We start from the raw sequence: 24423 nt of genomic DNA, 5'->3' as shown, positions 1-24423 counted from the left end.
CCTCCTTAAAATTGTGCAAGTTCTCGCATTTTTTCTAAGATTTTATCAGGATTCATCATAACTTCATTTTCAAGATTAGGAGAAAATGGCATTGAAGGAACATCCGGTCCAGCTAATCTCATAATAGGTGCATCAAGTTCAAATAAACAGTTTTCAGCTATGATTGCAGAGACTTCTGACATGACACTGCCCTCTAGATTATCTTCTGTTACTAATAAAATCTTGCCATTCATTTTAGCACGTTCAATAATTGTTTCTTTATCTAGAGGATAAACAGTTCTCAAATCAACTATTTCAACACTAATACCATCTGCTGATAAAATATCAGCAGCTTGCATACAATAATTTACACACAAACCATATGTAAATACAGTTATGTCATTCCCTTCACGTTTTACATCAGCTTTTCCAAGAGGAACTGTATAATAACCATCTGGCACTTCTTCTTTCAAGAAGCGATATGCTTTTTTATGTTCAAAGAACAATACTGGATCGTTTGACTCAATAGAGGATAATAATAATCCTTTAGCATCATAAGGAGATGAAGGTATGACAATAGTTAGCCCAGGTGTAGACGCAAAGATGCTCTCGATACTTTGAGAATGATATAAACCACCATGTACCCCACCACCAAAGGGTGCTCTGATTGTGATAGGACATTGCCAGTCATTATTTGAACGATAGCGCATTTTAGCTGCTTCACTAATAATCTGATTAACTGCAGGAAGTATAAAATCTGCGAATTGAATTTCTGCAATTGGTCGTTTACCAATCATTGCTGCTCCAATAGCAGTCCCTACAATATTTGATTCAGCCAAAGGTGTATCTATTACTCTTTCAACACCATATTTATCTTGAAGACCTCTAGTTGCACCAAAAACGCCACCTTTACGTCCTACATCTTCACCTAATATAAATACGTTATTATCATGTTCCATGGCTAGGTCTTGCGCTTGTTGTATTGCTTCAATATAATTCATTTTACTCATTGCCCATACCTCCTTCTGGGTCATAAACAAATTGATATGTTTCTTCTACAGATGGATATGGCGCTTTTTCTGCATCTTTAGTGGCTTTATTAATAATTTCTTTATGCTCTTGCTCTATATTGTCTAACCATTCTTGATTAATAATCTCTTTTTCTAATAAATAATCTTTAAATTTAAGGTTACAATCATAAGTTTTTAATGCTTCTCTTTCTTCTTTCGTACGATATGTATCATCATCATCTGAAGAATGTGGCGTCATACGATGTGTTATAGCTTCAATTAGAGTGGCACCCTCACCATTTAGTGCACGTTCTCTAGCATCTTTCATAGCTTTATACATTGCTATCGGATCATCCCCATCTACTGTCTCACCATATATGCCATATCCTAAGGCTCTATCAGAGAGTTTTTCTGCAGCGTATTGTAATGTATTAGGCACAGATATCGCATATTTATTATTGATGATGACACAAACAAATGGTAATTTATGAACGCCTGCAAAGTTTAAACCCTCATGAAAATCTCCTTGATTTGAACTTCCCTCACCGACAGTTGCCGTAGCAATATTTGGTTTTTTATCCATTTTTAAAGCTAATGCAGCTCCAACTGAATGTGGTATTTGTGTAGCAACTGGAGAACTTTGTGATAATATGCCCTTTTCACGATGACTATAGTGAGAGGGCATTTGTTTTCCTCCAGAATTAATATCATCTTTTTTTCCAAATGAAGCTAGCATTGTATCATATGGAGAAATCCCCATAAAAGTAACAAATGCTAAATCTCTATAATATGGAGATGAAATATCTCCTTCTTTCATAGCGTATGCCATTCCTATTTGTGTAGCCTCTTGTCCTTGTCCACTAACAACAAATGGAATTTTACCTGCGCGGTTTAATAACCATAATCGTTCATCTACTTTTCTACCTAAATCCATCCATTTATAGATTTCTTTAAGGTCTTCTTCTGAAAGTCCGACAGATTTATAATCAATCATCTTTATTGTTCCTCCTGTTAAACGTGTATTGCTCTATTTTCTACTTTCAATCCCAATTCCATAAGTACTTCTGATATAGAAGGATGTGCATGTGTTGTCAGACCTAACTCAATTGCTGAACCATTCATAAATTGCAATAAAGAGGCTTCGTTGATTAATTCAGTAACCTGAGGACCTATCATATTAATACCGATAATTTCATTAGTTTCATCATTAATTATCATTTCACAAAATCCTCTGTCATTAGTAGTTTCCTCTATTACTGCTTTACCAATTGCATTAAAGCTTACTTTAAATGATTTAGTTTTAATGTTTTTGGCTTCGGCTGATTCTTTATTGTAACCAATTGAAGCAACTTCTGGGTGTGTATATATGCATTTCGGCATCTTGTCATAATTTAGAGGTAGGCCATTGCCATTAAACATGTTTTCAACAGCAAGTATTGCCTCTTTAGAAGATACATGTGCTAATTGAAGCTTACCTATGCAATCACCTGCAGCATAAATGTGCTTATCTTCGGTTTGTAAAAAGTCATTAACAAGTATATTACCGTTATCATCAGTTTTAATTTTAGTATTATTTAATCCTATATCATCAGTATTAGGCTTGCGACCAATTGATACTAAAACTTTTTCTACTTCTATAGTTTTATCTTTATTTACTTGTATAGATACAGAATTAGAGTTGACTGTAACTGCAGATTCATTTAAAGCGCAATTTTCATAGAACGTTACTCCTCTTGCTATAAGTGATGTTTTTAGAAAATGTGCAATTTGAGCACTCTCATTAGGCAAGATTCGTTCACCTGCTTCTATCACACTAACATTTACACCTAAGTCAATTAATAAAGAAGCAAATTCAAGACCTATCACTCCACCGCCAATGATTGCTATGCTTGCAGGTAAATCAGTGAGTTGCAATATGTCATTACTAGATAGAACTGTATTGTGATTGAAAGGCAAGAATGGTAATTGAGTTGGTAGTGAACCTGTAGCTATCAATACATTCTGATTAGGTAATAATTCAGATTCTCCATTATCATATTCAACTGAAATGGTACCACTTTGAGGTGAGAAAATAGATGTCCCCATAATTCTACCTGTGCCATTAAATATATCTATGTGATTTTTCTGCATTAAACCCTCAATACCTTGATGCATTTGCTTAACAATTTTGTCTTTACGTTTCATCATAGATTTTAAGTCAAATGAATATTGACCAACATTCACACCGAAATGAACTGAATCTTTAACTGTTCTTAAAATTTCAGCAGATTTTAATAAAGCTTTTGTAGGAATACAACCTTTGTGAAGACAAGTGCCACCCAACAAAGATTTCTCTACTATAGCTACTTTTTTACCCAATTGTGATGCTCGAATTGCCGCTACATAACCAGCGGTTCCTCCACCTAAGATGACTAGGTCATATTGCTTTTCACTCATAATTTTACTCCTAACTTGCTTTGCGATTGGATTTAATAACGTTAATGTGTAAGTGACTTTAAATTTTAAATGAATTTAGTAACTCAATTAGTAGGTTTCATATAAAATTAAAATATTCATTTTATAATGTTAATATTTATTTTACAGCAAAAATAAATATTAATAAATTCAATGAATTACTTACTACTTTTTCTTTGATTTTGGCTAATCATTTCTTTTGCATTTTCTCTAGTTAATTCAGTAACACTAGCACCAGAAATCATTCGTGCGATTTCATCAATTTTATCATCATTTTCTAACTCTTTAACTTGAGTTGTTGTACGATCATCATTGGATGCTTTACTAATTAATAAATGGTGATCACTCATAGATGCAACTTGTGGTAAGTGCGAAATACATATTACTTGAATATATTCAGCTATATCTCTCATTTTTTCAGCCATTTTTTGAGCAGCTTGTCCTGACACTCCTGAATCTACCTCATCAAATAAAATTGCAGTTTGTCCTCTTGATTGTACAAAAATACTTTTTAGGGCTAGCATAATACGAGACAACTCACCGCCAGATGCAATTTTATTTAAACTTTTGAGTGGTTCCCCTTTATTAGGACTGATTAAAAACTCTACAAATTCTATACCATCAATTGTTGGTTTATCTAGTAATTGGAATGAGAGTTCTAAATTAGCATCTTTCATTTGTAAATTTTGTATTTCAGAAACGATATGATCTCTTAATGTTCGAGCTACTGTGCGACGCTCTCTAGATAACACTTTGCCTTTTGACATCACTTCATCATATAATTGACTAATTTCCTCACGTAATTGTGATGTACTTTCTTCATAATTTTCGATTTTGGCTATTTCATTTTGAAGCTTATCTTTGTATGTAATTAATTCATTAATGTCTTTGCCATATTTTCTTTTTAGATTGTTTAATAAATTCATTCGTGATTCAAGCTCGTTAAGCATTTGCTCATCAAATTCAGTGTTTGACATTTCATCATATAACTCGTGCTTAGCATCTTCAAGCGTGTAATAAAATTGATCAATATCCTCTTTTAATTTACTAAATTTATCAGGCAAAATATCATCTATAGATTGTAGATGATTACTTAATTCATATAGTCTATCTGTAATTGCATGCTCATCAGTCAAAGTGACATGTGCATTATTAAGCGCCATGCTTAGTTTTTCGGAATTTTGAATTCTACGTATATCGACTTCTAATTGCTCAATTTCGCCCTCTTTTAAAGAAGCTTCTTCTAATTCTTCATATTGAAATTTCATTAAATCCAAACGTTGAAGTAACGCTTGGTCGGCAGACTCTAATTCTTCTAATTCCTTTGTTTTACTTTTATATTGATTAAACACATTTTGATATTTTTCTTTAGTTGATAAATACTTGTCTTCTGCATAATCATCTAATAATTTTAAATGATACTTCTGTTTAAGAAGTGTCTGTGTTTCATGTTGACCATGAATATCTAATAGTTCTTGCATCACTTTTCGCAAATCTTGAAGCGTAACAATTTGATTATTCAATCTACAAATACTTTTACCAGTGCTAAATATTTCTCTTTTTACTAATAAGAAGTCCTCGTCGATTTCTATATCAAGATTATGAAGTATATGAATAACATCTTTACTTTCATCTATATCAAATATGCCTTCAATAATCGCTTTCTTTTCACCATGTCGAACATAATCTGATGATGCACGCATTCCAATTAACTGGCCAATCGCATCTATGATGATTGATTTACCTGAACCCGTTTCACCACTTAGAACTGTTAATCCATCTGAAAAATGAATTTCTAATTCATCAATAATTGCAAATTGTTTTATTGATAAGGTTTGTAACATGAATTCATCGCATCCTTATAATAAATTGAAAATTCTTGTTTTAATTGTATTACTTGCATCTTCATCTTTACAAATTAAAAGGCAAGTATCATCACCACATATAGTACCGAGAACTTCATCCCAATCTATTTGGTCTAGTATAGCGCCAATAGATTGAGCGTTACCAGGTAAGGTTTTTAAGACGAGTAGATTACCTGTTCCTTCTATATTTACAAATGAGTCCATGAGATAACGACCCAATTTTTCTAATGGATGGTATTTTCGATCATTAGGCAAGCTATATACATACTGACCTGAGGGTGCAGGAACTTTGATTAATTGTAATTCTTTAATATCACGTGATACGGTAGCTTGCGTAACATTAAGGTCGTATTCATTAAGACGTTTTACTAGTTCGTCTTGAGTTTCTATTTGTTCGCTTGAGATAATTTCTCTAATCTTTATGTGTCTCACAGATTTTTTTGCCATTATGAACACTCCTAGTTTCGAATAATTATACAATGATTTTAACACATCATTTTTTTTACTACTACTATTGTTATTATGCATACGTAACTGATAACTCAATAATCGTAAATTGTTTTATTTAAATACTAATATGTACAATTAGTTAATTTGTATAGAAAAAATGCATAAACAAATAAATAAATATGTAAACTAAAATTAGGATATAAATGTAATGCCACAATTTAAAATAGTGTACTAAAACACCCTTCAACGCCAATTTTTAAACAGTAGCTTTGAAGGGTTAATATTAATGATAATTAATGATCACGTGTGTAGAAAAGCTCAACGATATCTAATAGTGGTTTAATATCATAGTGTGAAGAAAGTTGTTCTATCGATTCTATGGCAGCATCTCTATGGAAATTTAATTTATTTTCAGCACCATCTTTACCTAATAAAGAAACATACGTACTTTTGTGATTTTCGATGTCACTACCAACTTTTTTTCCTAATTTAGATTCATCACCATATACGTCGAGCAAATCATCTTTAATTTGGAACATCAAACCCATATGATTACTAAAATCTTCAAGAGCTTGTGATGTAGACTTATCTACTTTAGCAATATCAGCTGCACTTAATACTGCGAATTGAAGTAATGCTCCTGTTTTAGCTTTATGTATCTGTTCAAGCGTATCCAAATCAACAGGTTTATCTTCACTTTGCATGTCTAATGTTTGTCCTCCGACCATGCCTAAGTGGCCACTGTTATGCGCTAATCTAGAAAGTATTTTAACTTTAACATCAGATTCTAATAATTCATCATCAGCAATGATTTCAAATGCCTTAGTTAGTAGTGCATCACCAGCTAAAATAGCTTTCCATTCACCATAGACTTTGTGATTGGTAAGTTTACCACGACGGTAATCATCATTATCCATCGCAGGAAGATCATCATGAATTAAAGAATACGTATGAATCATTTCCAATGCCAATGCAGTTTTTTTACCTTTTTTATAATCTTGATTTAATACATCTAATGTTAAAAATACAAGAAGTGGTCTTATTCTTTTACCACCCGCATTGAGAGAATATTGCATACTTTCTTCTAGATTTGTATTTAGTGGTGAAGTTTCGATTACACCGTCAAGAGCGCTATTAATTTGATCAATTAATTCATTCATTGACTTCTTTGCCATTTTCTTCATCCTCTGCTTCATCTTTAATAAGTTGATTTACTCTCTTTTCAGCATCTTTAAGTGTTGCATCACATGTTGCTGAAAGTTTCATACCACGTTGATATAACTCTAATGATTCTTCTAATGATACAGTCTCGTTATCTAATTTTTGAACGATATTTTCTAATTCTTGCATCATTTCTTCAAAACTTTGTTGATCTTTACTCATGTTCACACCTAACCTTTTTAACAATGGCATCTACGCTACCATCTTTCATTGCTAATGTAATTTCATCATCTTTACTTAAATCCTGTGTACTAGTAATGACTTTATCATCTTTATTAATTATAGAATAGCCTCTCAACATAGTATTAGTAGGACTTAAATTATTTAATAGTTCAACTTTATTTTTGAGCTCTAATTTATTATTATGAATGTTTTTCATTGTTAGATTTGATAAACGATTTTTTACATTCATTAGTTGCTTATTATTTTGTAATATAGTTTGATTTAATGTTTTTACATTAAAATTCTGATGAAGAACTTTTAATTGATATTTTTTATTCTCAATTTTGGATAATAATAATTGAGTTAGTTGTCTTTCTAAATCATCTTTGCGTTGTATCTGTTGATCGTATAATAATGAGGGTTGTTTAAACTTATAATAAGATGCTAAATGATCTAGTTGTTTATGTTGTTTTTCAAGATACTGTTTAATATACCTTGATAATGAAAATTGGTATTGCTTAATTTGTTGCATCAATTCGTACTGATCTGGAGTCGCCATAACTGCAGCTTGTGTTGGTGTTGCTGCTCTGACATCTGCTACGAAATCACTGAGAGTAAAATCGGTTTCATGTCCAACAGCTGAAATAATGGGTGTTTGACACTCAAAAATCGCTTTAACAACATCTTCTTCATTAAAGTTCCATAAATCTTCTATAGATCCACCACCACGGCCTACAATAATAGTATCAACGCCAAGTGAATCAGCATATTTAATATTTTTTATAATATCCTCTTTGGCTTGTGTACCTTGTACTAAAGTACTTATTTGGATTTTTTCGGCCAAAGGATATCTACTATTTATTGTAGATTGAATATCTCTAATTGCGGCACCAGTACTAGCAGTTAAGATTGCGATTTTTTTAGGGAATCGAGGAATAGGCTTTTTATGTTCATTATTAAAAAAGCCTTCTTTTTTTAATTTTTGCTTTAATTGTTCTAACTTTTGATACAAGTTCCCTATACCATCTAATTCCATTTTATTCACATAAATTTGATAATTTCCACGTCGTTCATATACTGAAACACGTGCTTCTAAAAGGACTTCATCACCTTCTTTTGGCTCAAAAGTAAGCTGATTCGCATTACCTTTAAACATCATTGCACTTATCACACTATCTTTATCTTTAACATTGAAATAAAGATGTCCACTTGGATGTTTTTTAAAGTTAGATAGCTCACCCTTTAGTAAGATAGATTGCAAATGTGGGTCTTGATCAAATTTATATTTAATATATTTCGTTAAAGTTGTAACGCTTAAGTATTCAGACATTGTCATCACTCAAATTAATTATTTTATGTTACTCAACACACCATTTATAAATTTATAATGCTCATCGTCGCTAAATTGCTTTGCTAATTCTACAGCTTCATTAATGATTACTTTTGGTGGTGTATCACTATGCAATAATTCAAATGTAGCCATTCGTAATATTATTCGGTCTGTTTTTAATAAACGTTGAAGTGACCAATCTTTAAGATGTGGCTTAATAGTATCATCTAGAACTGGCTCATGATCTTTAACACCTGTTACTAACCAGTGTATAAAATCAAAGTCTAATTCAGGCTCATCATCTTTTATGAAATTAATGGCTTCATTGATTGTTAATTCTGTGTCTTTCATTTCTAACTGAAACAAAGTTTGAAATGCTTGCATTCTTGATTCTTTACGACTCATAAATAACTCCTTGTTAAATGTAATCTATATATTATTCGACAGTAATATGCATGATGTGAACGTTAATTTCTTTTGGCTCGATAGCAGTCATTGTTTTAATTGAGTTAAAAATAGATGTTTGAGTTTTACTTGCAAATTTTGAAATATTTATACCGTGCTTTATAGAGCAATATACATCAATTTGAATGCCATCTTCTTTAACATCAATTTTTAAATTTCTATTGAGGTTTTTACGACTTATTTTTTCAATGTTACTATTTTTCAATTCTGAAAAATGTCCAGTTACCCCTTCTACCTCTGATACAGCTATACTTGCAACTACAGAAATAACTTCAGGTGCAATTTCAATTTTACCTAAGTTTGAATTTGAATAATATGCTACTTTAACCATTTGGTTTAACCTCCTACTCCTCGTCGTCCATAATATTATATTGTTCTAAGAAGTTAGTATTAAAAGATCCACTTCTAAATATATCATTATTCATAAGTTTTAAATGGAAAGGAATTGTTGTATCGATTCCTAAAATTAAATACTCACTTAATGCTCTAATACCAGTCATAATTGCTTCATCACGCGTTGGTTCATGAACAATGAGTTTAGCTACCATAGAATCATAATATGGAGGAATTGTATAATTTGTATAACAAGCTGATTCGATTCTCACACCATATCCGCCTGGAGCTAGGTATTGTGTGATTTTACCAGGAGATGGCATGAAATTCTTATATGGGTTTTCAGCATTTATACGATATTCTATTGCATGACCATTGATAGTAATATCTTCTTGAGTGTATGGCAGTGCTTCACCCATCGCAACTTTTAGTTGTAATTTTACTAAATCAATGCCAGTAACCATTTCAGTGACAGGATGTTCAACTTGAATACGTGTATTCATTTCCATAAAATAAAATTGATTATCATTTAAATCATATATAAATTCAATAGTACCTGCATTTTCATAATTAACTGCTTTTGCGGCTCTTATAGCTGCATTACCCATCTCTTCACGTTGTTCATCAGATAAAATAGGAGATGGAGATTCTTCGACTAACTTTTGCATGCGTCTTTGAATCGTACAATCTCTCTCTCCGAGATGAATGACATTTCCATGTTGATCTCCAATAATTTGAATTTCAATGTGACGGAAGTTCTCAATAAATTTTTCAAGGTAAAGACCGCCATTACCAAAAGCAGTTTCTGCTTCTTGTTGAGTCATACGATAGCCATTCTCAAGCTCTTTCTCTGTTCTAGCCACTCGTATACCTTTTCCTCCACCACCTGCAGTAGCTTTAATAATTACTGGATATCCAATTTCTTTAGCAATTTGTTTTGCATCCGAAATGGTTGTAACTAGCCCATCACTACCTGGAACAACTGGGACATTAGCTGCAATCATTTCTGCTTTTGCAACGTCTTTGATGCCCATTTTTTGGATAGACTCATAGCTGGGACCGATAAATTTCAATTGACATGCTTCACACAACTCTGCAAAGTCACCATTCTCAGCTAAAAAGCCATATCCTGGGTGAATACCATCACAACCGGTTGAAGTCGCAATTGATAATATATTTGGAATGTTCAAATAAGAATCTTTAGACTGAGTTGGACCAACGCAATATGCTTCATCAGCAATTTGAGTATGTAACGCGTCTTTGTCTCCCTCAGAATAAATGGCAACAGTTTGTATGCCTAAATCATGACAAGCTCTAATGATTCTAACCGCAATTTCACCACGATTAGCGATTAAGATTTTTTTCATTATTTCACCTTAAATAACGGTTGGCCATACTCTACCATTTGTCCGTCTTCTACTAATATTTCAACTATTTCTCCAGAAACTTCAGCTTGTATTTCGTTAAATAATTTCATTGCTTCTAAGATGCACACTGTAGATTCATTGGTAACTTTATCTCCGACTTGAACATATGCATCTTCTTCTGGAGATGGCGATTTATAAAATGTACCTACCATAGGGGCATTGATTGTTTGGTATGATGAATCATCGGTATCGATTTGATCATTATTTTGTGGAACAGGTGATTCTGTTGCACTTTGATTTGGTGTTGCCATCGTTGATGCTGCTGGTGCTAATGGTGCTTGTTGTGTATATTGCGGTGTAATTATTTCTGTCTCTTTCTGTTTTTTTAGGTTGACTACACTACCTTTGTTATCTTCAATATTAATTTCAGTTAAACTTGATTGATCAAGAATTTCGATTAATTCTTTTATTTCTTTAAAATTCATAAGTTACTGACTCCTCGAATTAGTTTTCATCTACCAATCTATTTTACTTGACTGAACTTGCCAATTCAAGCATGTGTCATTTTAGGGAATTACATCTTACTATTTAATGCTTACTATTATTGATAAATGGACTTTTGTAATTTATATAAAATAATGATTTAGATATTAAAAAAAGTCTTTCCAATTAGTAATTAGAAAGACTTTAGCTACTGTCAACTAAGCTCTTGAGATATAGCTTCCGTCGCTAGTGTTAATAACTAATACATCACCTTCATTAACGAATAAAGGTACATTTAGAGTATAACCTGTTTCAACTGTAGCTGATTTAGTTGCTCCAGTGGCAGTATCACCTTTGATACCTGGCTCAGTTTCAGTAACTTCTAATTCAACAGTTTTAGGTAGTTCAACTCCGATTGTTTCACCTTCATATGATTGGATTTGAACTTCCATGTTAGCTTTTAAATATTTTAATTCATCTTTTAAATAATCAGCTGATAATTCAGTTTGATCAAACGTCTCATTATCCATGAATACATGATTATCTCCATCAGCATATAAATATTGCATACGACGATTTTCAATCATCGCTTGTTCAACTTTTTCCCCAGCTCTAAATGTCTTTTCTTGAATTGCACCTGTTCTTAAATTACGTAATTTAGAACGTACAAATGCAGAACCTTTACCTGGTTTTACATGTTGGAAATCAATAATTTTCCAAATTCCATTATCTACTGAAATTGTTAAACCTGTTTTAAAATCATTAACCGAAATCATTCAGTTTCCTCCTCAAATATGCGCTTTCTATAAAATAATAAGGTCTTTTGTACATTTAGTAAAGACTTCACAACCATTTTCAGTTATTAAAATGTCATCTTCTATGCGTACACCACCAAGACCATCAACATAAATACCTGGTTCAATAGTAACACAATTATTTACTTCTATTATACCGTTTGCATTTTTAGATAATAATGGTCCCTCATGTATGTCTAAACCAATACCATGTCCAAGAGAGTGGCCAAATTCTTCTCCATAACCGTGAGATTCAATATAGTCTCTTGATAACGCGTCAGCCTCAGCTACAGTCATTCCAGCTTTGATTTCATTTATTGCTTTAATTTGGGAATTGAGAACAATGTTATAAATATCTTTCATCTTAGGATCAGGTTCTCCAATAGCAAATGTTCTTGTTATATCAGAGCAATATCCTCTGTAATATGCCCCAAAATCAAGCGTAATCATATCGCCTTGCTCTATGACTTTATCGCTTGCTACACCATGAGGTAAAGCACCTCTATAGCCAGATGCTACAATTGTGTCAAATGAAGGGCCATCTGCGCCTAATTCTAACATTTTAGCTTCTAATTTACTTTTTAATTCTCTTTCAGTCATTCCAACCTTTGCAATATCTAATACATAGTTATATGTATCATCAACTATTTTAGCAGCGTATTTGATCTTTTCTATCTCTTCGGGTGTCTTAATTTCCCTGATTTTTTCAATCTCATTGCCAATAGAGATTAATTTAGCTTTCGATTGATCTAATGTTTGGTATGTATCATAACTTACTAAGTGTCCCTCAAAACCAACATGATTGAATTGTTCATTATTTATAATTTCTACAATAGCTTCAATTAAACCACCACTGCGTTTGATGATATTAAATTCAGTTGCTTGATTAGTTGCTTGTTCAATATATCGAAAATCAGTAATTAATTGATAGTTATTTTTTGAAATTATTAATGCACCACTTGTACCAGTGAAATCTGATAAATATCTACGATTATAATCTGATAAAATAACTAAAGCATCTAATTGTTGAACATCTAGTATGTCTTTAACTTTTGCTAATTTATTCATACAAATCACTCCTAGTATAACGTTTGTACATTTGCTCTATTTACATTAAAATAATAGCATAATTATTTTAGAAATAAAGAGATTTTGGTTTAGGGAGATTTTAATGAAAAAATTAATCGTTATAATTGGAGCTTCATGTTTATTGGTTGGTTGTGGCTCTCAAAATTTAGGACCATTGGAAGAAAAGACAACCAAATTAAGAGATCAAAACCATAACTTGAAGTTAGATATTCAACAGCTAAATCAAGATATAAGTAATCAAAAAGCACAAGTTGAGGCTCTTAATAAAGATAAAAAAAATGTTTCCAAAACAGTTGATAATAATAAAGAAGCCAAATTTTTAGATGCTTCGTCTAAATATTATCAAGATATTACTAAAGTTATTAGTAATTATAATCAGTTGGATTTGTCTAAAAATAATAAAGAAGACAAAAAGCAAAATCTTGAAAAATTAAATACTATTGCTAATGGTATTGATGATGCTTATGGTAAATATAAGGGTGCAGTGACTAAAAAAGATTTATCTAGTGCAAATAAAAATGAAGATAAAAATATTAGACAAATTAACAAAGAGTTACAATCGGCATTTAAAGATATTAAGAGCGGATATGAAAATAATAATACGAATAAGTTGAATAAAGGCAAGACTAAACTATCTCAAGTGAACATGTCTAACAATTCATAATAGGAGTTTTTGATTTGAAAAATATATTGTTTTATTTAGTAATTTTAATTGCTGCAATTGGCTTGATTTTGAATTTAAATGTATTTATGATGTCTTTTGCTAAAATGATTTTCACCTTTTTAATCATTGCGGTAATTATTTATTTAATATACTATTTCTTTTTCTTAACTGAAGATCAACGTAAATATAGAAGAGCAGCAAGAAAATATAAAAAGAGAAATAGAAAATAAAAATAATCATAGGATGACCAATTATTAGCCATCCTATGATTTTTTATTTTTTATATAACCATTCATCAGAACGATATTTTTCTTCTAATTCTTTTACTTCTTTTATTTGTTCATCTGATAAAGTAAGTGGTTTAAATTCTATGTTTAACCCCTTTTTAAATCCTTCTTCAAATGCTTTTTCCATCTCTTCAATTGATATATGTCTATCAGCAATATCATTAATCGCTACAGCTTTATCAACAAACGCATTTTTCATCTTATCTTTTAGACGATCATTTTTAAAAATGAACATATCGAAAAGCTCATCAACGTTAACATCTTGTAATAAAGAACCATGTTGTAAAATAACGCCTTTTTGTCTAGTTTGAGCGCTTCCTGCAATTTTTCTGCCTTCAACAACTAATTCATACCAACTAGGTGCATCAAAACAAACAGCACTTCGAGGTTGTTTTAATTTTTCTCGTTCTTCTTTGGAACGTGGAATCGCAAAATATGCTTCAAAACCTAATAATTTAAATCCTTCAAGTAATCCTTCAGAAATGACACGATATGCTTCAGTTACGGTAGAAGGCATATTAGGATGTTCTTCCGAAACAATAACACTATATGTTAATTCTTTATCATGAAGAACCCCTCTACCACCAGTTTGTCTTCTTACTAATCCAAATCCTTTTTCATTAACTTTATCAATGTCAATTTCTTTCTTTAATCTTTGAAAATAACCTACAGATAACGTTGCAGGATTCCAAGTGTAAAATCTGACAACAGGGTCAATTTCCCCTCTTGATACGAAGTTTAAGAGTGCTTCATCCATTGCCATATTATAATATGGATCATGGCTTCCTGTATTTATAAAATTCCATGTCTCTGTCATAAAATAATCTCCAATCACAACATATAATTATCTATAGAAAAATATTAAATTTTACATATAAATCTTTGATAAAAATAGCCAATAAAAAATTTTGATAAATTTAGCTAACAGCCTTATAATTATAATATCGTTTAATTAGGGAGGATGCAATATGAATGTATCTTTGATTATAGCTTTAGCTATTATAGTCATAATAATTTTATATATGCTTGGAAATTGGTTTATGAATAAACGAGCAGTCACTGAACTTGAGCAGAATGAATTTCACAAAGGTTTAAGAAAAGCTCAAGTGATTGATGTTCGTGAGAAAGTAGACTATGATTACGGACACATTAACGGCGCTCGTAACATTCCAATATCAATGTTTAGTCAAAGATATCAAGGTTTACGTAAAGATCAACCTATTTATCTTTGTGATGCAAACGGTGTTGCAGGGTATCGTGCAGCACGTATCCTTAAAAAAAATGGCTATAAAGATATTTATATGTTAAAAGGTGGATACAAAAAATGGACAGGTAAGATTAAAACTAAAAAATAATCACTTGTCTGCTTACTAACTCTTAAAGATGTTCTTTAAGAGTTTTTTTAATATTTATGTGACAATCATTTAGAAACGTTTTCTAAATATAGAATAAACATAAAATATTTCACGTAAATTTAAAATAAGGAAGACCCTGTAATCAATTAAATTGGTTACAGGGTCAAAGTTTTAAATATTATTCTTTTTCTTCATGTAGATTATCAAATTTTAAAACAGGCTTACGTGCAGCTGTAGTTTCGTCTAATCTATCAATTATTGTACTATGTGGTGCTTCTAATACTTTATCTGGATCATTTTTAGCTTCTTCAGCAATTTGAATCATAGCATCGATAAAGTAATCTAACGTTTCTTTAGATTCTGTTTCAGTTGGTTCAATCATCATACCTTCCTCAACATTAAGTGGGAAGTAGATTGTTGGTGGATGAACACCAAAGTCTAATAAACGTTTTGCCATGTCTAATGTACGGACACCATGTTCTTTTTGTTTAGAACCACTTAATACGAATTCATGTTTACAATATTGTTCATATGGAAATTCATAGTGGTCTTTTAAGCTAGCTTTAATATAGTTAGCATTAAGAACTGCTGCTTCAGAAACCTCTCTTAAACCTTCAGCACCCATAGTTCTGATATATGTGTATGCTCTTAAGTAAATACCAAAGTTACCGTAGAATGGTTTTACACGTCCAATTGAGTTTTTAATATCATTATCGTATTTAAAAGTATCTCCATCTTTGATTACCATTGGTTTTGGTAAATAACTAGCTAATTCTTTTTTTACACCAACTGGACCTGAACCTGGACCACCGCCACCGTGAGGACCAGTGAAAGTTTTGTGTAAGTTTAAATGTACCGCATCAAATCCCATATCTCCAGGTCGTACTTTATCCATAATGGCATTTAAGTTTGCACCGTCATAGTATAATAATCCGCCTGCTTCATGTACAATTTCACGGATTTCCATGATGTTTTTCTCGAAAATACCTAAGGTGTTAGGATTAGTTAACATAATTGCAGCAGTATTTTCATTAACAACGCGTTTTAAGTCTTCGATATCAACTTCACCACGTTCATTTGATTTAACTGTAACAGCTTTAAAACCAGCAAATGAGGCAGATGCAGGGTTTGTACCATGAGCTGAGTCAGGAACAATAACTTCGTCACGATGACCTTCACCATTATCTAAATGATACGCTTTGAAAATCATTAAAGCAGTCCACTCACCATGAGCACCTGCAGCTGGTTGTAATGTAACTTCATCCATACCAGTAATTTCTTTAAGTTCTTCTTGTAAACTATACACAATTTCTAAAGAACCTTGAACTTGCTCTTCTTCTTGTAAAGGATGTGACTCTGCAAATCCAGGTATGCGAGCAACTTTTTCATTGATTTTAGGATTATATTTCATAGTACATGATCCAAGTGGATAAAAACCTGAATCTACACCAAAGTTTTTATTTGATAATTCAGTATAATGACGAACTAAATCTAATTCTGCAACTTCAGGAAACTCTGCTTTATTTTTACGGATAAATTTATCATCAAGAATACTTTCAACTGAATCTGTTTTTATATCGCTTTGAGGTAATGAGTATGCATATCTACCTTCTCTAGATCTTTCAAAAATTAATGGACTTGATTTACTTACTACCATTTAGCTCACCAGCTTTCTTAACAAATGTATCAATTTCATCTTTGGTTCTTAATTCAGTAACAGCAATTAACATATGATTTTCGAAATCTGCTGAGGCTTCACCTAAATCAAAGCCTCCAATGAAACCATGTTCTGCTAATTTTTTATTTATATTTTTGATTGGTTGATCGAATTTGACAACAAATTCATTGAATGAAGTACCATCAAGCACTTCAAAACCATTGTCTTTAAATTGATTTTTAGCATAATTTGCGTGTTCTAAGTTTTGAACTGCAATGTCGTAAATACCTTGTTTACCAAGAGCTGACATAGCAATTGATGATGCAAGTGCGTTTAATGCTTGGTTTGAACAGATATTAGAAGTGGCTTTATCACGACGAATATGTTGTTCACGGGCTTGTAAAGTTAAAACGAATCCACGGTTACCTTCATCATCTTGTGTTTGTCCTACTAATCTACCAGGCACTTTACGCATTAATTTTTTTGTAGTTGCGAAATAACCACAGTGTGGTCCACCAAATTGTGTTGGTATACCAAATGGTTGCGTGTCGCCTACTACAATATCAGCGCCAAATGAACCTGGAGGTGTCAATAGGCCTAATGCTAATGGATTAGCATAAACGATAAATAATGCTTTTTTGCCTTCAATAAATGATTGTATTTTTTCTAAGTCTTCCACTGAACCATAGAAGTTTGGATATTGAACTGCTACAGCAGCAGTTTCATCGTCTAAAGCCTGTTCTAATTTTTCTAAGTCTGTAATTGTTCCATCTAAATCAACTTCAACAATTTCAAATTCTTCTCTAACTTTAACGTAAGTTTTTAACACTTGAAGTGCTTGATAATGAAGACCTTTAGATACTACAATTTTATTTTTCTTAGTATGATTAAATGCTAAGATACAAGCTTCAGCAAAACTAGTAATACCATCATACATTGATGAGTTAGCTACATCCATATCTGTTAATTCACAAATTAATGTTTGGAATTCAAAAATTGCTTGTAATTCACCTTGTGAAATTTCTGGTTGATATGGTGTATATGCTGTATAGAATTCAGAACGTGAAATCATTGCATCTACAACAGCTGGAGCATAATGGTCATAAACGCCAGCACCTAGGAAAGATGCATGAGTTTCTTTAGTTACGTTTTTATTTGCAACTGTATTAAGTCTTCTTAATAAAGAAGTTTCAGCTTCACCACTAGCAATATTTAAATCTCTATTTAGTAAAATATCTTTTGGCACATCTCCGAACAATTCATTAATTGAACTTGCGCCAATTTTATCTAGCATTTCTTTTTTATCTTTTTCAGTTAATGGTATATAACGATGACTCACAATACACACCCCTTAATTATTTTTCAATTTGGTTTTTCTTAACAATTTTAGCTTTAAGTTGTCTTTTACGTACTTGAACTAATAATTCACGGCCCATTTCAAATTCATCTCGCTTAATAATTGCCATAGCGATTGATTTACCTGAAGATGGTGCTTGTGTTCCTGAAGTAACTTCCCCAATTTCGTTACCATCAAGGTCTAAAACAGGATAACCAGTTCTTGCAATTCCTTTATCTAGTAACTCTAAGCCAACAGTTCTGCGTTCTGAACCATTTTCTTTTTGGTCTTTTAACACTGATTTACCGATGAAGTCTTCTTCAATCAGTGGTTTAGCAGCAAAAGCAATTCCGCCTTCATAAGGTGTGATAGATTCTGTTAAATCTTGACCATGTAATGGAAGGCCAGCTTCTAATCTTAATGTATCACGTGCACCGAGACCGCATGGAACTACATTATGTTCAATGAAGCCGTTCCAAATGTCTACTGTGTCTTTTGCTTCACAATAGATTTCAAATCCGTCTTCACCTGTATAACCAGATTGAGATAAGATAACATTTTTTCCAAATAGAGTAACGTTTTGTTGGAAATCAAATGGTTTCATTTCACTTACATCTATATCAACTAACCCGCTTACCAAATCTCTTGCTTTAGGACCTTGAACAGCTAACTGACCAAATTGATCAGATACATTTGATACTTCAACATCAAATTTAGGTGCATGTTTTTGTACCCAAGCAAAATCTTTATCTGTATTTGCAGCGTTAACAATTAATAGATAATCATTGTCGCCAATTTTGTATGTTACTAAGTCATCAATAATACCGCCTTCTTCGTTACATAAAGCAGTATATTGAGCTTTAGTATCAGTAAGGTTGTTAGTATCGTTTGAAAGTAAGTATTGGACAAATTTACTTGCATCATTGCCTTTTATAGAGATTTCTCCCATATGGCTTACATCGAACATACCTACTTCATATCTAACTGCATTATGTTCTTCTTTGATACTTGTAAATTGAACAGGCATTGCCCATCCACCGAATTCTACTATTTTTGCACCACTGTCAACATAATTTTGATACAATGGTGTTTTTTTTAATTCGCTTGTCATTAGAAAACCCCCTATAATTTTTATAAAAAACAGAGTAGCAAATAGCTACCCTGTTTATACACTTAATCCAGGAATGCGTAGCAGTATTATCCTTTTGCCTGAGAGTTTAGTAGTTAACTTGCACCTTCGGCGATAAAAATTATTGTACTTAAATTTAAGTAATATATTTTTATTCTCTCTAATACTGATCAACCGCAAGTAAGATAATTTATAATCTCATTATAAATTTCTCTGATTGTTTTATCACTATTCACTTTCATGAATGCGATTTCATTATATCTTGAAATCCTTGATAAATACAAGTTATTTAACTGTTTTTTGGATTTATCAATTGCATTTGGTCTATGATTGTCGTTTAATACTCTCTTGAAGATAACATCAATGTCACAATCTAGCCAAAAAATGTATTTATACTGTTTCAAATAATTTAGTGATTCACTATATTCGATAACACCACCACCAGTTGCAATAACATCGTATTTTTTTGTGCATTCAGTTAAATAGTTATATTCTATCTTCCTAAAACCGATTTCTCCAACTTCTTCAAAGATTTCCGGAATTGTTTTATTTTCCTTTATTTCTATGTATACATCTAAATCTATGAAACTTAATTGATTTTCTAGTGATAAGTATTCTCCAATAGTACTTTTACCTGTGCCCATAAAGCCGATAAGAATTATTGGTGAATTTTTTTGGTTCAATAGCATCACCCTTTTTCAAATAGTTGATATATCTTCAAATCATAATAACTATTAATGTTATGAATTGTCTTCAATTTTATACTATATTGAGTTGTATAAAAAGAGATGATTGATAAATATATGATAAATATGAGCATAGTATATATGCTTATAAAACCTTTATAGTTATAAGTAAAGTTTTTGTCATAGAAATTCTCCCTACTTCCAATCCTTAGAGACACTTCTATAATTCCTTTATGATTAGAAATGAACTTCGCATTTAAAACATTATTTAGTAGTGTAATATTCCCTCTATTGTTACTTACAAAAATAATTTTGTGATTTTGATATTTAATGAAACTATTTTGATTTTGTTGTTTGAGTAAAATTGAATGTTCATCAATTAATTTTAAAGAAATTGCTTTAGAATTGGTCATTTTATTAAGGTCCAATTGAAAAAATGAATATTCTAATTGGTCAAATTCATAGGCCGCACTTAAGTATGTATCAGTCAAACGAAATAGATGGGGTATTATAGTTAAAATGATTATAGTAATTAATAAGGATATTAGCATTTCTATAAATGTAAATCCTTTAGTTACTGAGCTGAACACAGACCTTATTCTTAGATAAACTATTATTATTGCATATCGTATTTTTATAAATTTTAATTTCATATTTTCCTATAGTTATCCCCTTCTTTAATTCTTTAATACTATAATGTTTTTGGCTTGTGATAATAGCACTTTTCATATCTAAAATTTCGTATTGATTACGTAAATTGAAATTTAATTGTTGTAATAGAGGTAAGAATATTAAAGTAATAAAAGTTAGAATCAAAAAGCCTAATAAACTATCAATTAATAAACTTCCCCTAATTTGATAATTTAACAAATCTTATCCTTCCTTTATCAATGTTAAAAATTACTCTGTAAATATTCTCTTTAGCTTTCAAAATGATTGATCCAAAACGATTGATTTTACCTTCATTATTGAATGTTATGGTGTGTACTTTTGCAACTGAAATAATTTTAGTGCCAAATAATCCTAATTTGTATTTATTTCCATTTTGTTCAATAATATTCATTTCTGTGGCTTGTTTGCTAAATACAATTGTAATTGATTGGTTCTCAGCAATTGCTATTGATTTTATATACTCTAATTGGGTGATAATATTTTTTACTTTTAATTCACTTTCGATTAAATCTAATTTAGTTTTTGTATAAATGCTTGGGGAAATCATAATAATAATTATTAAAATTAATAAGGTAAGCAATGTTTCAAGAAGAGTAAACGCATTAATTTTACTAGTTCGCAATAGCCTCACCATTAGATATTGTAATTGTTTCTCCCGATCTGCATTGTTTTTGTCCTTCTTTTATAAGGCCATCATTGATAAGATCATTTATATTAGAAGGTGTTCGATTATGTTTTAATGTATATGCTTCTATTTGACTATTTATCATTTTGACTTGGGCTTCACAACCTGTGGACTGGATATGAGCTGTTTGTTTTGCAATGTTTGGAATAATTAATATTAGTAATACGCTGATAATTAGTAATACTAATAACATTTCTATTAAAGTAAAAGCTTTTAACTTTTTAAAATTTTCAAAGTGATTCTTCATATTAAACTCCTTATCATTTAATATTTTGCATTAACTGAAACATTGGTAACATAATTACTAAATACAAACTAACAATGAACAAGCCTAGAAACAGAAAAATAATTGGTTGAATGATTTTTGTATGAAGAAGTGATTTTTCTTTAAATCTATTAATTAAAATACTTGAGTAAATTTTAAGTTCTATATCTAATTTGGCACTTTTTTCTCCCTGCTTTATAAATTTAATTAAGTCTTTTTGAAAACACGGCATCATAGCTAAACTATTTGCTAAAGTTTCACCTCTATTAGTTTTATCCATTAAAAATTCCCCTAGGAACCTTAAATATTCATTATCATTTTGTTTAATATATGTTGTAACAATGTCCTGTAAACTTACGCCATTTTTATAAAATAGACTTAAATCATTAGATATTTGATAAGTTTTAAAAATTTTATAATAGCTATTAAACAAAGGTATTGATGATAAAATAATTATTTTTTTAGAAGTTTCTATTCGGAATAACACTATGGTTAAAATTACAAAGATTAAAATTAAAATAGTAATGAAAAAGATTATAAAAGCGGGAAAAGAAGTAATCATTGAGGTTAAGAATTTCTGGTAAAATGATAAATTTACATCCATAGAAATGTAGAGTTGTTCAAATTGTGGAATGACAGTATAGTTTAAAACTACTATCATACACATAAAAATACAGCTTAATAAGAGTGGATATTGAACAGCTTTAATTACTTGCTGTTTTGCAGATAAATTTGTTTTTAAATATTTAATGGACTCCTCTAAAGCGTCTTCTAAATTACCATATTTTTGTGAAAAATAGATTTGAGTTGTAATTGAATTTGGATAACCTATCAAATTTAATACTTCATAACATGTTTCACCTGACTTAATAGATGCTATGATTTTATTTTTTAATTCTTTATCTCTATATTTGAAATATAGGTTGATGAACTCAAAACTCTCTAAAAGTGTGAAGCCACTTTTTAATAAGTTTGACAGTGTTTCAAGTAAGTGAATCATTTGTGCACTCGTTAAATTCTTAGATGACAATTTAAAAATATTTACTTGCAGTATCTTCACAAATTGTTCCTTCTTTAGATAATAAATTTAATTGCTGTTCTAAATTATTAAAATTATGTGGCATTGTTTGTTCATGCTCGAAGAAATATTGTATCTGCATTTTATCTATTGTTTCACAAATTAAGCGACGCTCATTCTGAGTAGTCGTTATTAATCTTTGATTAGAAATGATATTGATAGATTGTGTTAATTCTTGAATTGAAATTCCCATCTCAAGTAACCGAAGTAATGCACCTCTACAATTAGTAGAATGCATGGTTGATAATACAAGATGTCCACTCAAACTAGCTTGAATAACACATTTAGCAACTTCTGCGTCTCTTATTTCACCTATTAAAATAATATCAGGATCACATCTTAATATAGCTTTAAATGAACTTATGTAGTCTATACCTGCCTTTTTATTTATTGATATTTGGGTAATGCCTTTTAGTAATTGCTCAACTGGGTTTTCGATAGTGATAACATTAAGATTTAATTCTTTATATGCGTGTAGAACCATTTGATACATTAGAGTACTTTTGCCGGATCCTGTGGGTCCAGTTAATAGAATTAATCCCTGCTTTTTATTTACTAAGTGTTTAAAATCATTAAATTCTTTATATTCTTTTTTTGCTTGAAAATATTGAGGAATTATCCTAATTACACAACTTTCTATACCTAAAGATAAAGGTAATGTTGAAATCCGTAAATAAAAAGTAGATTTAGATTGATAAGTATAACGACCACTTTGAGCGGATTGTTGAGATGAAACGTCCAAGCCTGATTTGAACTTCATAAATACTAATAATTTTTGATATACATCTAAGTTGAATATTTCATAAAGTTCAAGGTAATCATTAATTCTAAATTTAATATGAACTTCATCAACTGAAGGGATAAAATGTATGTCGCTCGCATTTTTTGAAATAGCTTTATTAACTATCTCTCTGAATAATAGTTTCAAAAAAAACACCTCCTACATATATAAACGTAGGAGGTGAAGAAATTACTTTATTTTATTGGCCATCTAAAAATGGATTTAATTGCTCGTCATCGACTGTTGTATATTGACCATGGCCAGGGAATAATGGTAAATCGCCTTCTAATTCAAATAATTTATCTTTGATAGAATCAACCAGTGTTTCATAATCACCGCGATATAAGTCAGTACGACCTATACCATTGTTAAATAACGTGTCACCGACTACAGCAAAATCCTCAAATACATACGTCAAACTTCCAGGAGAATGACCAGGAGTATGCAGTATATTGAATTTAAATCCTTCTATATTGTACTCACCTTCATCTAATTGGTTTGGTGTGACGTCACTAGTAATTAAAGGCATACCATATTGCTTAAACTTAGCAGAACCATTTTTATCAGGATCCTTTAGAAAACTAAACTCTTCTTTATTCATGTATAAAGGTACTTCATATTTATTAACGACATCGTCTAATGCACCAATATGATCAAAGTGCGCATGTGTTAATAAAATTGCTTTTAATGGTTTGTTAATTTGATTTAATTTTTTAAAAATCTTATCTGGTTCACCAGCAGGATCGATTAATATAACGCTTTCTTCATTTTCAATAAAATATGCATTAGTATCTACCAATCCTAAAGTTAAGCTTGAGATTTTCAT

General features: G+C 30.9%; 28 protein-coding genes and 1 riboswitch. Of the genes, 3 read left to right on the top strand and 25 right to left on the bottom strand.

Going from position 1 to position 24423, the window contains the following annotated elements; all coding sequences use genetic code 11:
• Positions 1-5: 5 nt before the first annotated feature.
• The 14 genes from SBL15_RS05085 to SBL15_RS05020 form a co-directional block, all read right to left on the bottom strand.
• Positions 6-989 (bottom strand): alpha-ketoacid dehydrogenase subunit beta, encoded by a 984-nt coding sequence (locus SBL15_RS05085; RefSeq protein WP_107611585.1) that lies wholly within the window; start codon positions 987-989, stop codon positions 6-8.
• The gene (locus tag SBL15_RS05080; RefSeq protein WP_107611586.1) at positions 982-1983 is read right to left on the bottom strand and encodes a thiamine pyrophosphate-dependent dehydrogenase E1 component subunit alpha; all 1002 of its coding nucleotides are present in this window, start codon (positions 1981-1983) and stop codon (positions 982-984) included. The genes SBL15_RS05085 and SBL15_RS05080 overlap by 8 nt, the downstream gene beginning before the upstream one ends.
• A 17-nt stretch (positions 1984-2000) precedes the next feature.
• Positions 2001-3425, bottom strand: coding sequence for a dihydrolipoyl dehydrogenase (gene lpdA / locus SBL15_RS05075; RefSeq protein ID WP_107637635.1), 1425 nt, complete (start codon positions 3423-3425; stop codon positions 2001-2003).
• Positions 3426-3601: 176 nt separating this feature from the next.
• Positions 3602-5287, bottom strand: a complete 1686-nt coding sequence (gene recN / locus SBL15_RS05070) for a DNA repair protein RecN (RefSeq protein WP_107613795.1) — start codon at positions 5285-5287, stop codon at positions 3602-3604.
• Between the two features lie 15 nt (positions 5288-5302).
• Complete coding sequence (ahrC, locus tag SBL15_RS05065; RefSeq protein ID WP_011275691.1) at positions 5303-5755, bottom strand: transcriptional regulator AhrC/ArgR; 453 nt, start codon at positions 5753-5755, stop codon at positions 5303-5305.
• A 296-nt stretch (positions 5756-6051) separates the two neighbouring features.
• Entirely contained in the window at positions 6052-6933 is an 882-nt protein-coding gene (locus SBL15_RS05060; protein WP_037536533.1) for a polyprenyl synthetase family protein, read from the bottom strand.
• Positions 6911-7141 (bottom strand): exodeoxyribonuclease VII small subunit, encoded by a 231-nt coding sequence (locus SBL15_RS05055; RefSeq protein WP_107611590.1) that lies wholly within the window; start codon positions 7139-7141, stop codon positions 6911-6913. Before SBL15_RS05055 ends, SBL15_RS05060 begins: the two co-directional genes overlap by 23 nt.
• A complete protein-coding gene (gene xseA / locus SBL15_RS05050) occupies positions 7134-8471 on the bottom strand; it encodes an exodeoxyribonuclease VII large subunit (protein WP_037536536.1) in 1338 nt (445 codons plus the stop codon). Before xseA ends, SBL15_RS05055 begins: the two co-directional genes overlap by 8 nt.
• Before the next feature lie 18 nt (positions 8472-8489).
• A complete protein-coding gene (gene nusB, locus SBL15_RS05045) occupies positions 8490-8876 on the bottom strand; it encodes a transcription antitermination factor NusB (RefSeq protein WP_011275687.1) in 387 nt (128 codons plus the stop codon).
• A 31-nt stretch (positions 8877-8907) separates the two neighbouring features.
• On the bottom strand, positions 8908-9267 hold the full coding sequence (locus SBL15_RS05040; RefSeq protein ID WP_107611592.1) for an Asp23/Gls24 family envelope stress response protein: 360 nt from the start codon (positions 9265-9267) through the stop codon (positions 8908-8910).
• Positions 9268-9280: 13 nt separating this feature from the next.
• On the bottom strand, positions 9281-10636 hold the full coding sequence (accC, locus tag SBL15_RS05035) for an acetyl-CoA carboxylase biotin carboxylase subunit (protein WP_037536540.1): 1356 nt from the start codon (positions 10634-10636) through the stop codon (positions 9281-9283).
• Positions 10636-11121: an acetyl-CoA carboxylase biotin carboxyl carrier protein gene (accB, locus tag SBL15_RS05030; RefSeq protein ID WP_053041578.1), complete on the bottom strand. Its 486-nt coding sequence runs from the start codon at positions 11119-11121 to the stop codon at positions 10636-10638. Before accB ends, accC begins: the two co-directional genes overlap by 1 nt.
• A gap of 216 nt (positions 11122-11337) precedes the next feature.
• Positions 11338-11895 (bottom strand): elongation factor P, encoded by a 558-nt coding sequence (gene efp / locus SBL15_RS05025; RefSeq protein ID WP_107613848.1) that lies wholly within the window; start codon positions 11893-11895, stop codon positions 11338-11340.
• Between the two features lie 27 nt (positions 11896-11922).
• Complete coding sequence (locus SBL15_RS05020; protein ID WP_107613847.1) at positions 11923-12981, bottom strand: M24 family metallopeptidase; 1059 nt, start codon at positions 12979-12981, stop codon at positions 11923-11925.
• 103 nt (positions 12982-13084) lie between these two features.
• Between SBL15_RS05020 and SBL15_RS05015 the strand changes: the two genes are divergently transcribed.
• Both SBL15_RS05015 and SBL15_RS05010 read left to right on the top strand, forming a co-directional pair.
• Positions 13085-13666 carry a hypothetical protein gene (locus SBL15_RS05015; RefSeq protein ID WP_107611596.1) on the top strand — a complete coding sequence of 194 codons (582 nt, stop codon included), beginning with the start codon at positions 13085-13087 and terminating at the stop codon, positions 13664-13666.
• A 14-nt stretch (positions 13667-13680) separates the two neighbouring features.
• Positions 13681-13896, top strand: a complete 216-nt coding sequence (locus SBL15_RS05010) for an SA1362 family protein (RefSeq protein ID WP_107611597.1) — start codon at positions 13681-13683, stop codon at positions 13894-13896.
• Positions 13897-13939: 43 nt separating this feature from the next.
• On the opposite strand, the gene SBL15_RS05005 is transcribed toward SBL15_RS05010, so the two are convergent.
• Positions 13940-14770 (bottom strand): biotin/lipoate A/B protein ligase family protein, encoded by an 831-nt coding sequence (locus tag SBL15_RS05005; protein ID WP_107611598.1) that lies wholly within the window; start codon positions 14768-14770, stop codon positions 13940-13942.
• A gap of 151 nt (positions 14771-14921) precedes the next feature.
• Here SBL15_RS05005 and SBL15_RS05000 point away from each other — a divergent pair, with 151 nt between their 5' ends.
• Positions 14922-15308: a rhodanese-like domain-containing protein gene (locus tag SBL15_RS05000; RefSeq protein WP_011275678.1), complete on the top strand. Its 387-nt coding sequence runs from the start codon at positions 14922-14924 to the stop codon at positions 15306-15308.
• 178 nt (positions 15309-15486) lie between these two features.
• Here the strand turns inward: SBL15_RS05000 and gcvPB are convergent, their stop codons facing one another.
• The 10 genes from gcvPB to SBL15_RS04950 all read right to left on the bottom strand — a co-directional run bounded on the left by gcvPB (position 15487) and on the right by SBL15_RS04950 (position 24423).
• The gene (gene gcvPB, locus SBL15_RS04995; protein WP_317955346.1) at positions 15487-16965 is read right to left on the bottom strand and encodes an aminomethyl-transferring glycine dehydrogenase subunit GcvPB; all 1479 of its coding nucleotides are present in this window, start codon (positions 16963-16965) and stop codon (positions 15487-15489) included.
• Entirely contained in the window at positions 16952-18304 is a 1353-nt protein-coding gene (gcvPA, locus tag SBL15_RS04990) for an aminomethyl-transferring glycine dehydrogenase subunit GcvPA (RefSeq protein WP_107611600.1), read from the bottom strand. Before gcvPA ends, gcvPB begins: the two co-directional genes overlap by 14 nt.
• A gap of 16 nt (positions 18305-18320) precedes the next feature.
• Positions 18321-19412 carry a glycine cleavage system aminomethyltransferase GcvT gene (gene gcvT, locus SBL15_RS04985; RefSeq protein ID WP_037536557.1) on the bottom strand — a complete coding sequence of 364 codons (1092 nt, stop codon included), beginning with the start codon at positions 19410-19412 and terminating at the stop codon, positions 18321-18323.
• Between the two features lie 76 nt (positions 19413-19488).
• Positions 19489-19604: riboswitch (glycine riboswitch) on the bottom strand.
• Entirely contained in the window at positions 19601-20119 is a 519-nt protein-coding gene (locus SBL15_RS04980) for a shikimate kinase (RefSeq protein WP_107611601.1), read from the bottom strand. Its footprint overlaps the riboswitch before it by 4 nt.
• Before the next feature lie 567 nt (positions 20120-20686).
• Positions 20687-20986 (bottom strand): hypothetical protein, encoded by a 300-nt coding sequence (locus SBL15_RS04975; RefSeq protein WP_011275672.1) that lies wholly within the window; start codon positions 20984-20986, stop codon positions 20687-20689.
• On the bottom strand, positions 20967-21419 hold the full coding sequence (gene comGD, locus SBL15_RS04970; protein ID WP_233664031.1) for a competence type IV pilus minor pilin ComGD: 453 nt from the start codon (positions 21417-21419) through the stop codon (positions 20967-20969). The genes SBL15_RS04975 and comGD overlap by 20 nt, the downstream gene beginning before the upstream one ends.
• Positions 21400-21720, bottom strand: a complete 321-nt coding sequence (gene comGC / locus SBL15_RS04965) for a competence type IV pilus major pilin ComGC (protein ID WP_107614543.1) — start codon at positions 21718-21720, stop codon at positions 21400-21402. The genes comGD and comGC overlap by 20 nt, the downstream gene beginning before the upstream one ends.
• A 13-nt stretch (positions 21721-21733) precedes the next feature.
• On the bottom strand, positions 21734-22798 hold the full coding sequence (gene comGB, locus SBL15_RS04960; protein WP_233641399.1) for a competence type IV pilus assembly protein ComGB: 1065 nt from the start codon (positions 22796-22798) through the stop codon (positions 21734-21736).
• Positions 22770-23744 carry a competence type IV pilus ATPase ComGA gene (gene comGA / locus SBL15_RS04955; RefSeq protein WP_107612067.1) on the bottom strand — a complete coding sequence of 325 codons (975 nt, stop codon included), beginning with the start codon at positions 23742-23744 and terminating at the stop codon, positions 22770-22772. Before comGA ends, comGB begins: the two co-directional genes overlap by 29 nt.
• Before the next feature lie 52 nt (positions 23745-23796).
• Positions 23797-24423, bottom strand: a complete 627-nt coding sequence (locus SBL15_RS04950; RefSeq protein ID WP_317955339.1) for an MBL fold metallo-hydrolase — start codon at positions 24421-24423, stop codon at positions 23797-23799.

The organism is Staphylococcus sp. NWU MKU2 (assembly GCF_033283605.1).
In the GTDB taxonomy this organism is placed as follows: Bacteria; Bacillota; Bacilli; order Staphylococcales; family Staphylococcaceae; genus Staphylococcus; species Staphylococcus haemolyticus.
This window is presented reverse-complemented; position numbering and strand designations above follow the sequence as displayed.

What these genes read in the sequence shown, in the direction of transcription:
- SBL15_RS05085 (WP_107611585.1), bottom strand. Translation starts at nt 989, where the DNA reads ATGAGTAAAATGAATTATATTGAAGCAATACAACAAGCGCAAGACCTA.
- SBL15_RS05080 (WP_107611586.1), bottom strand. Translation starts at nt 1,983, where the DNA reads ATGATTGATTATAAATCTGTCGGACTTTCAGAAGAAGACCTTAAAGAA.
- lpdA (WP_107637635.1), bottom strand. Translation starts at nt 3,425, where the DNA reads ATGAGTGAAAAGCAATATGACCTAGTCATCTTAGGTGGAGGAACCGCT.
- recN (WP_107613795.1), bottom strand. Translation starts at nt 5,287, where the DNA reads ATGTTACAAACCTTATCAATAAAACAATTTGCAATTATTGATGAATTA.
- ahrC (WP_011275691.1), bottom strand. Translation starts at nt 5,755, where the DNA reads ATGGCAAAAAAATCTGTGAGACACATAAAGATTAGAGAAATTATCTCA.
- SBL15_RS05060 (WP_037536533.1), bottom strand. Translation starts at nt 6,933, where the DNA reads ATGGCAAAGAAGTCAATGAATGAATTAATTGATCAAATTAATAGCGCT.
- SBL15_RS05055 (WP_107611590.1), bottom strand. Translation starts at nt 7,141, where the DNA reads ATGAGTAAAGATCAACAAAGTTTTGAAGAAATGATGCAAGAATTAGAA.
- xseA (WP_037536536.1), bottom strand. Translation starts at nt 8,471, where the DNA reads ATGTCTGAATACTTAAGCGTTACAACTTTAACGAAATATATTAAATAT.
- nusB (WP_011275687.1), bottom strand. Translation starts at nt 8,876, where the DNA reads ATGAGTCGTAAAGAATCAAGAATGCAAGCATTTCAAACTTTGTTTCAG.
- SBL15_RS05040 (WP_107611592.1), bottom strand. Translation starts at nt 9,267, where the DNA reads ATGGTTAAAGTAGCATATTATTCAAATTCAAACTTAGGTAAAATTGAA.
- accC (WP_037536540.1), bottom strand. Translation starts at nt 10,636, where the DNA reads ATGAAAAAAATCTTAATCGCTAATCGTGGTGAAATTGCGGTTAGAATC.
- accB (WP_053041578.1), bottom strand. Translation starts at nt 11,121, where the DNA reads ATGAATTTTAAAGAAATAAAAGAATTAATCGAAATTCTTGATCAATCA.
- efp (WP_107613848.1), bottom strand. Translation starts at nt 11,895, where the DNA reads ATGATTTCGGTTAATGATTTTAAAACAGGTTTAACAATTTCAGTAGAT.
- SBL15_RS05020 (WP_107613847.1), bottom strand. Translation starts at nt 12,981, where the DNA reads ATGAATAAATTAGCAAAAGTTAAAGACATACTAGATGTTCAACAATTA.
- SBL15_RS05015 (WP_107611596.1), top strand. Translation starts at nt 13,085, where the DNA reads ATGAAAAAATTAATCGTTATAATTGGAGCTTCATGTTTATTGGTTGGT.
- SBL15_RS05005 (WP_107611598.1), bottom strand. Translation starts at nt 14,770, where the DNA reads ATGACAGAGACATGGAATTTTATAAATACAGGAAGCCATGATCCATAT.
- SBL15_RS05000 (WP_011275678.1), top strand. Translation starts at nt 14,922, where the DNA reads ATGAATGTATCTTTGATTATAGCTTTAGCTATTATAGTCATAATAATT.
- gcvPB (WP_317955346.1), bottom strand. Translation starts at nt 16,965, where the DNA reads ATGGTAGTAAGTAAATCAAGTCCATTAATTTTTGAAAGATCTAGAGAA.
- gcvT (WP_037536557.1), bottom strand. Translation starts at nt 19,412, where the DNA reads ATGACAAGCGAATTAAAAAAAACACCATTGTATCAAAATTATGTTGAC.
- SBL15_RS04980 (WP_107611601.1), bottom strand. Translation starts at nt 20,119, where the DNA reads ATGCTATTGAACCAAAAAAATTCACCAATAATTCTTATCGGCTTTATG.
- comGC (WP_107614543.1), bottom strand. Translation starts at nt 21,720, where the DNA reads ATGAAGAATCACTTTGAAAATTTTAAAAAGTTAAAAGCTTTTACTTTA.
- SBL15_RS04950 (WP_317955339.1), bottom strand. Translation starts at nt 24,423, where the DNA reads ATGAAAATCTCAAGCTTAACTTTAGGATTGGTAGATACTAATGCATAT.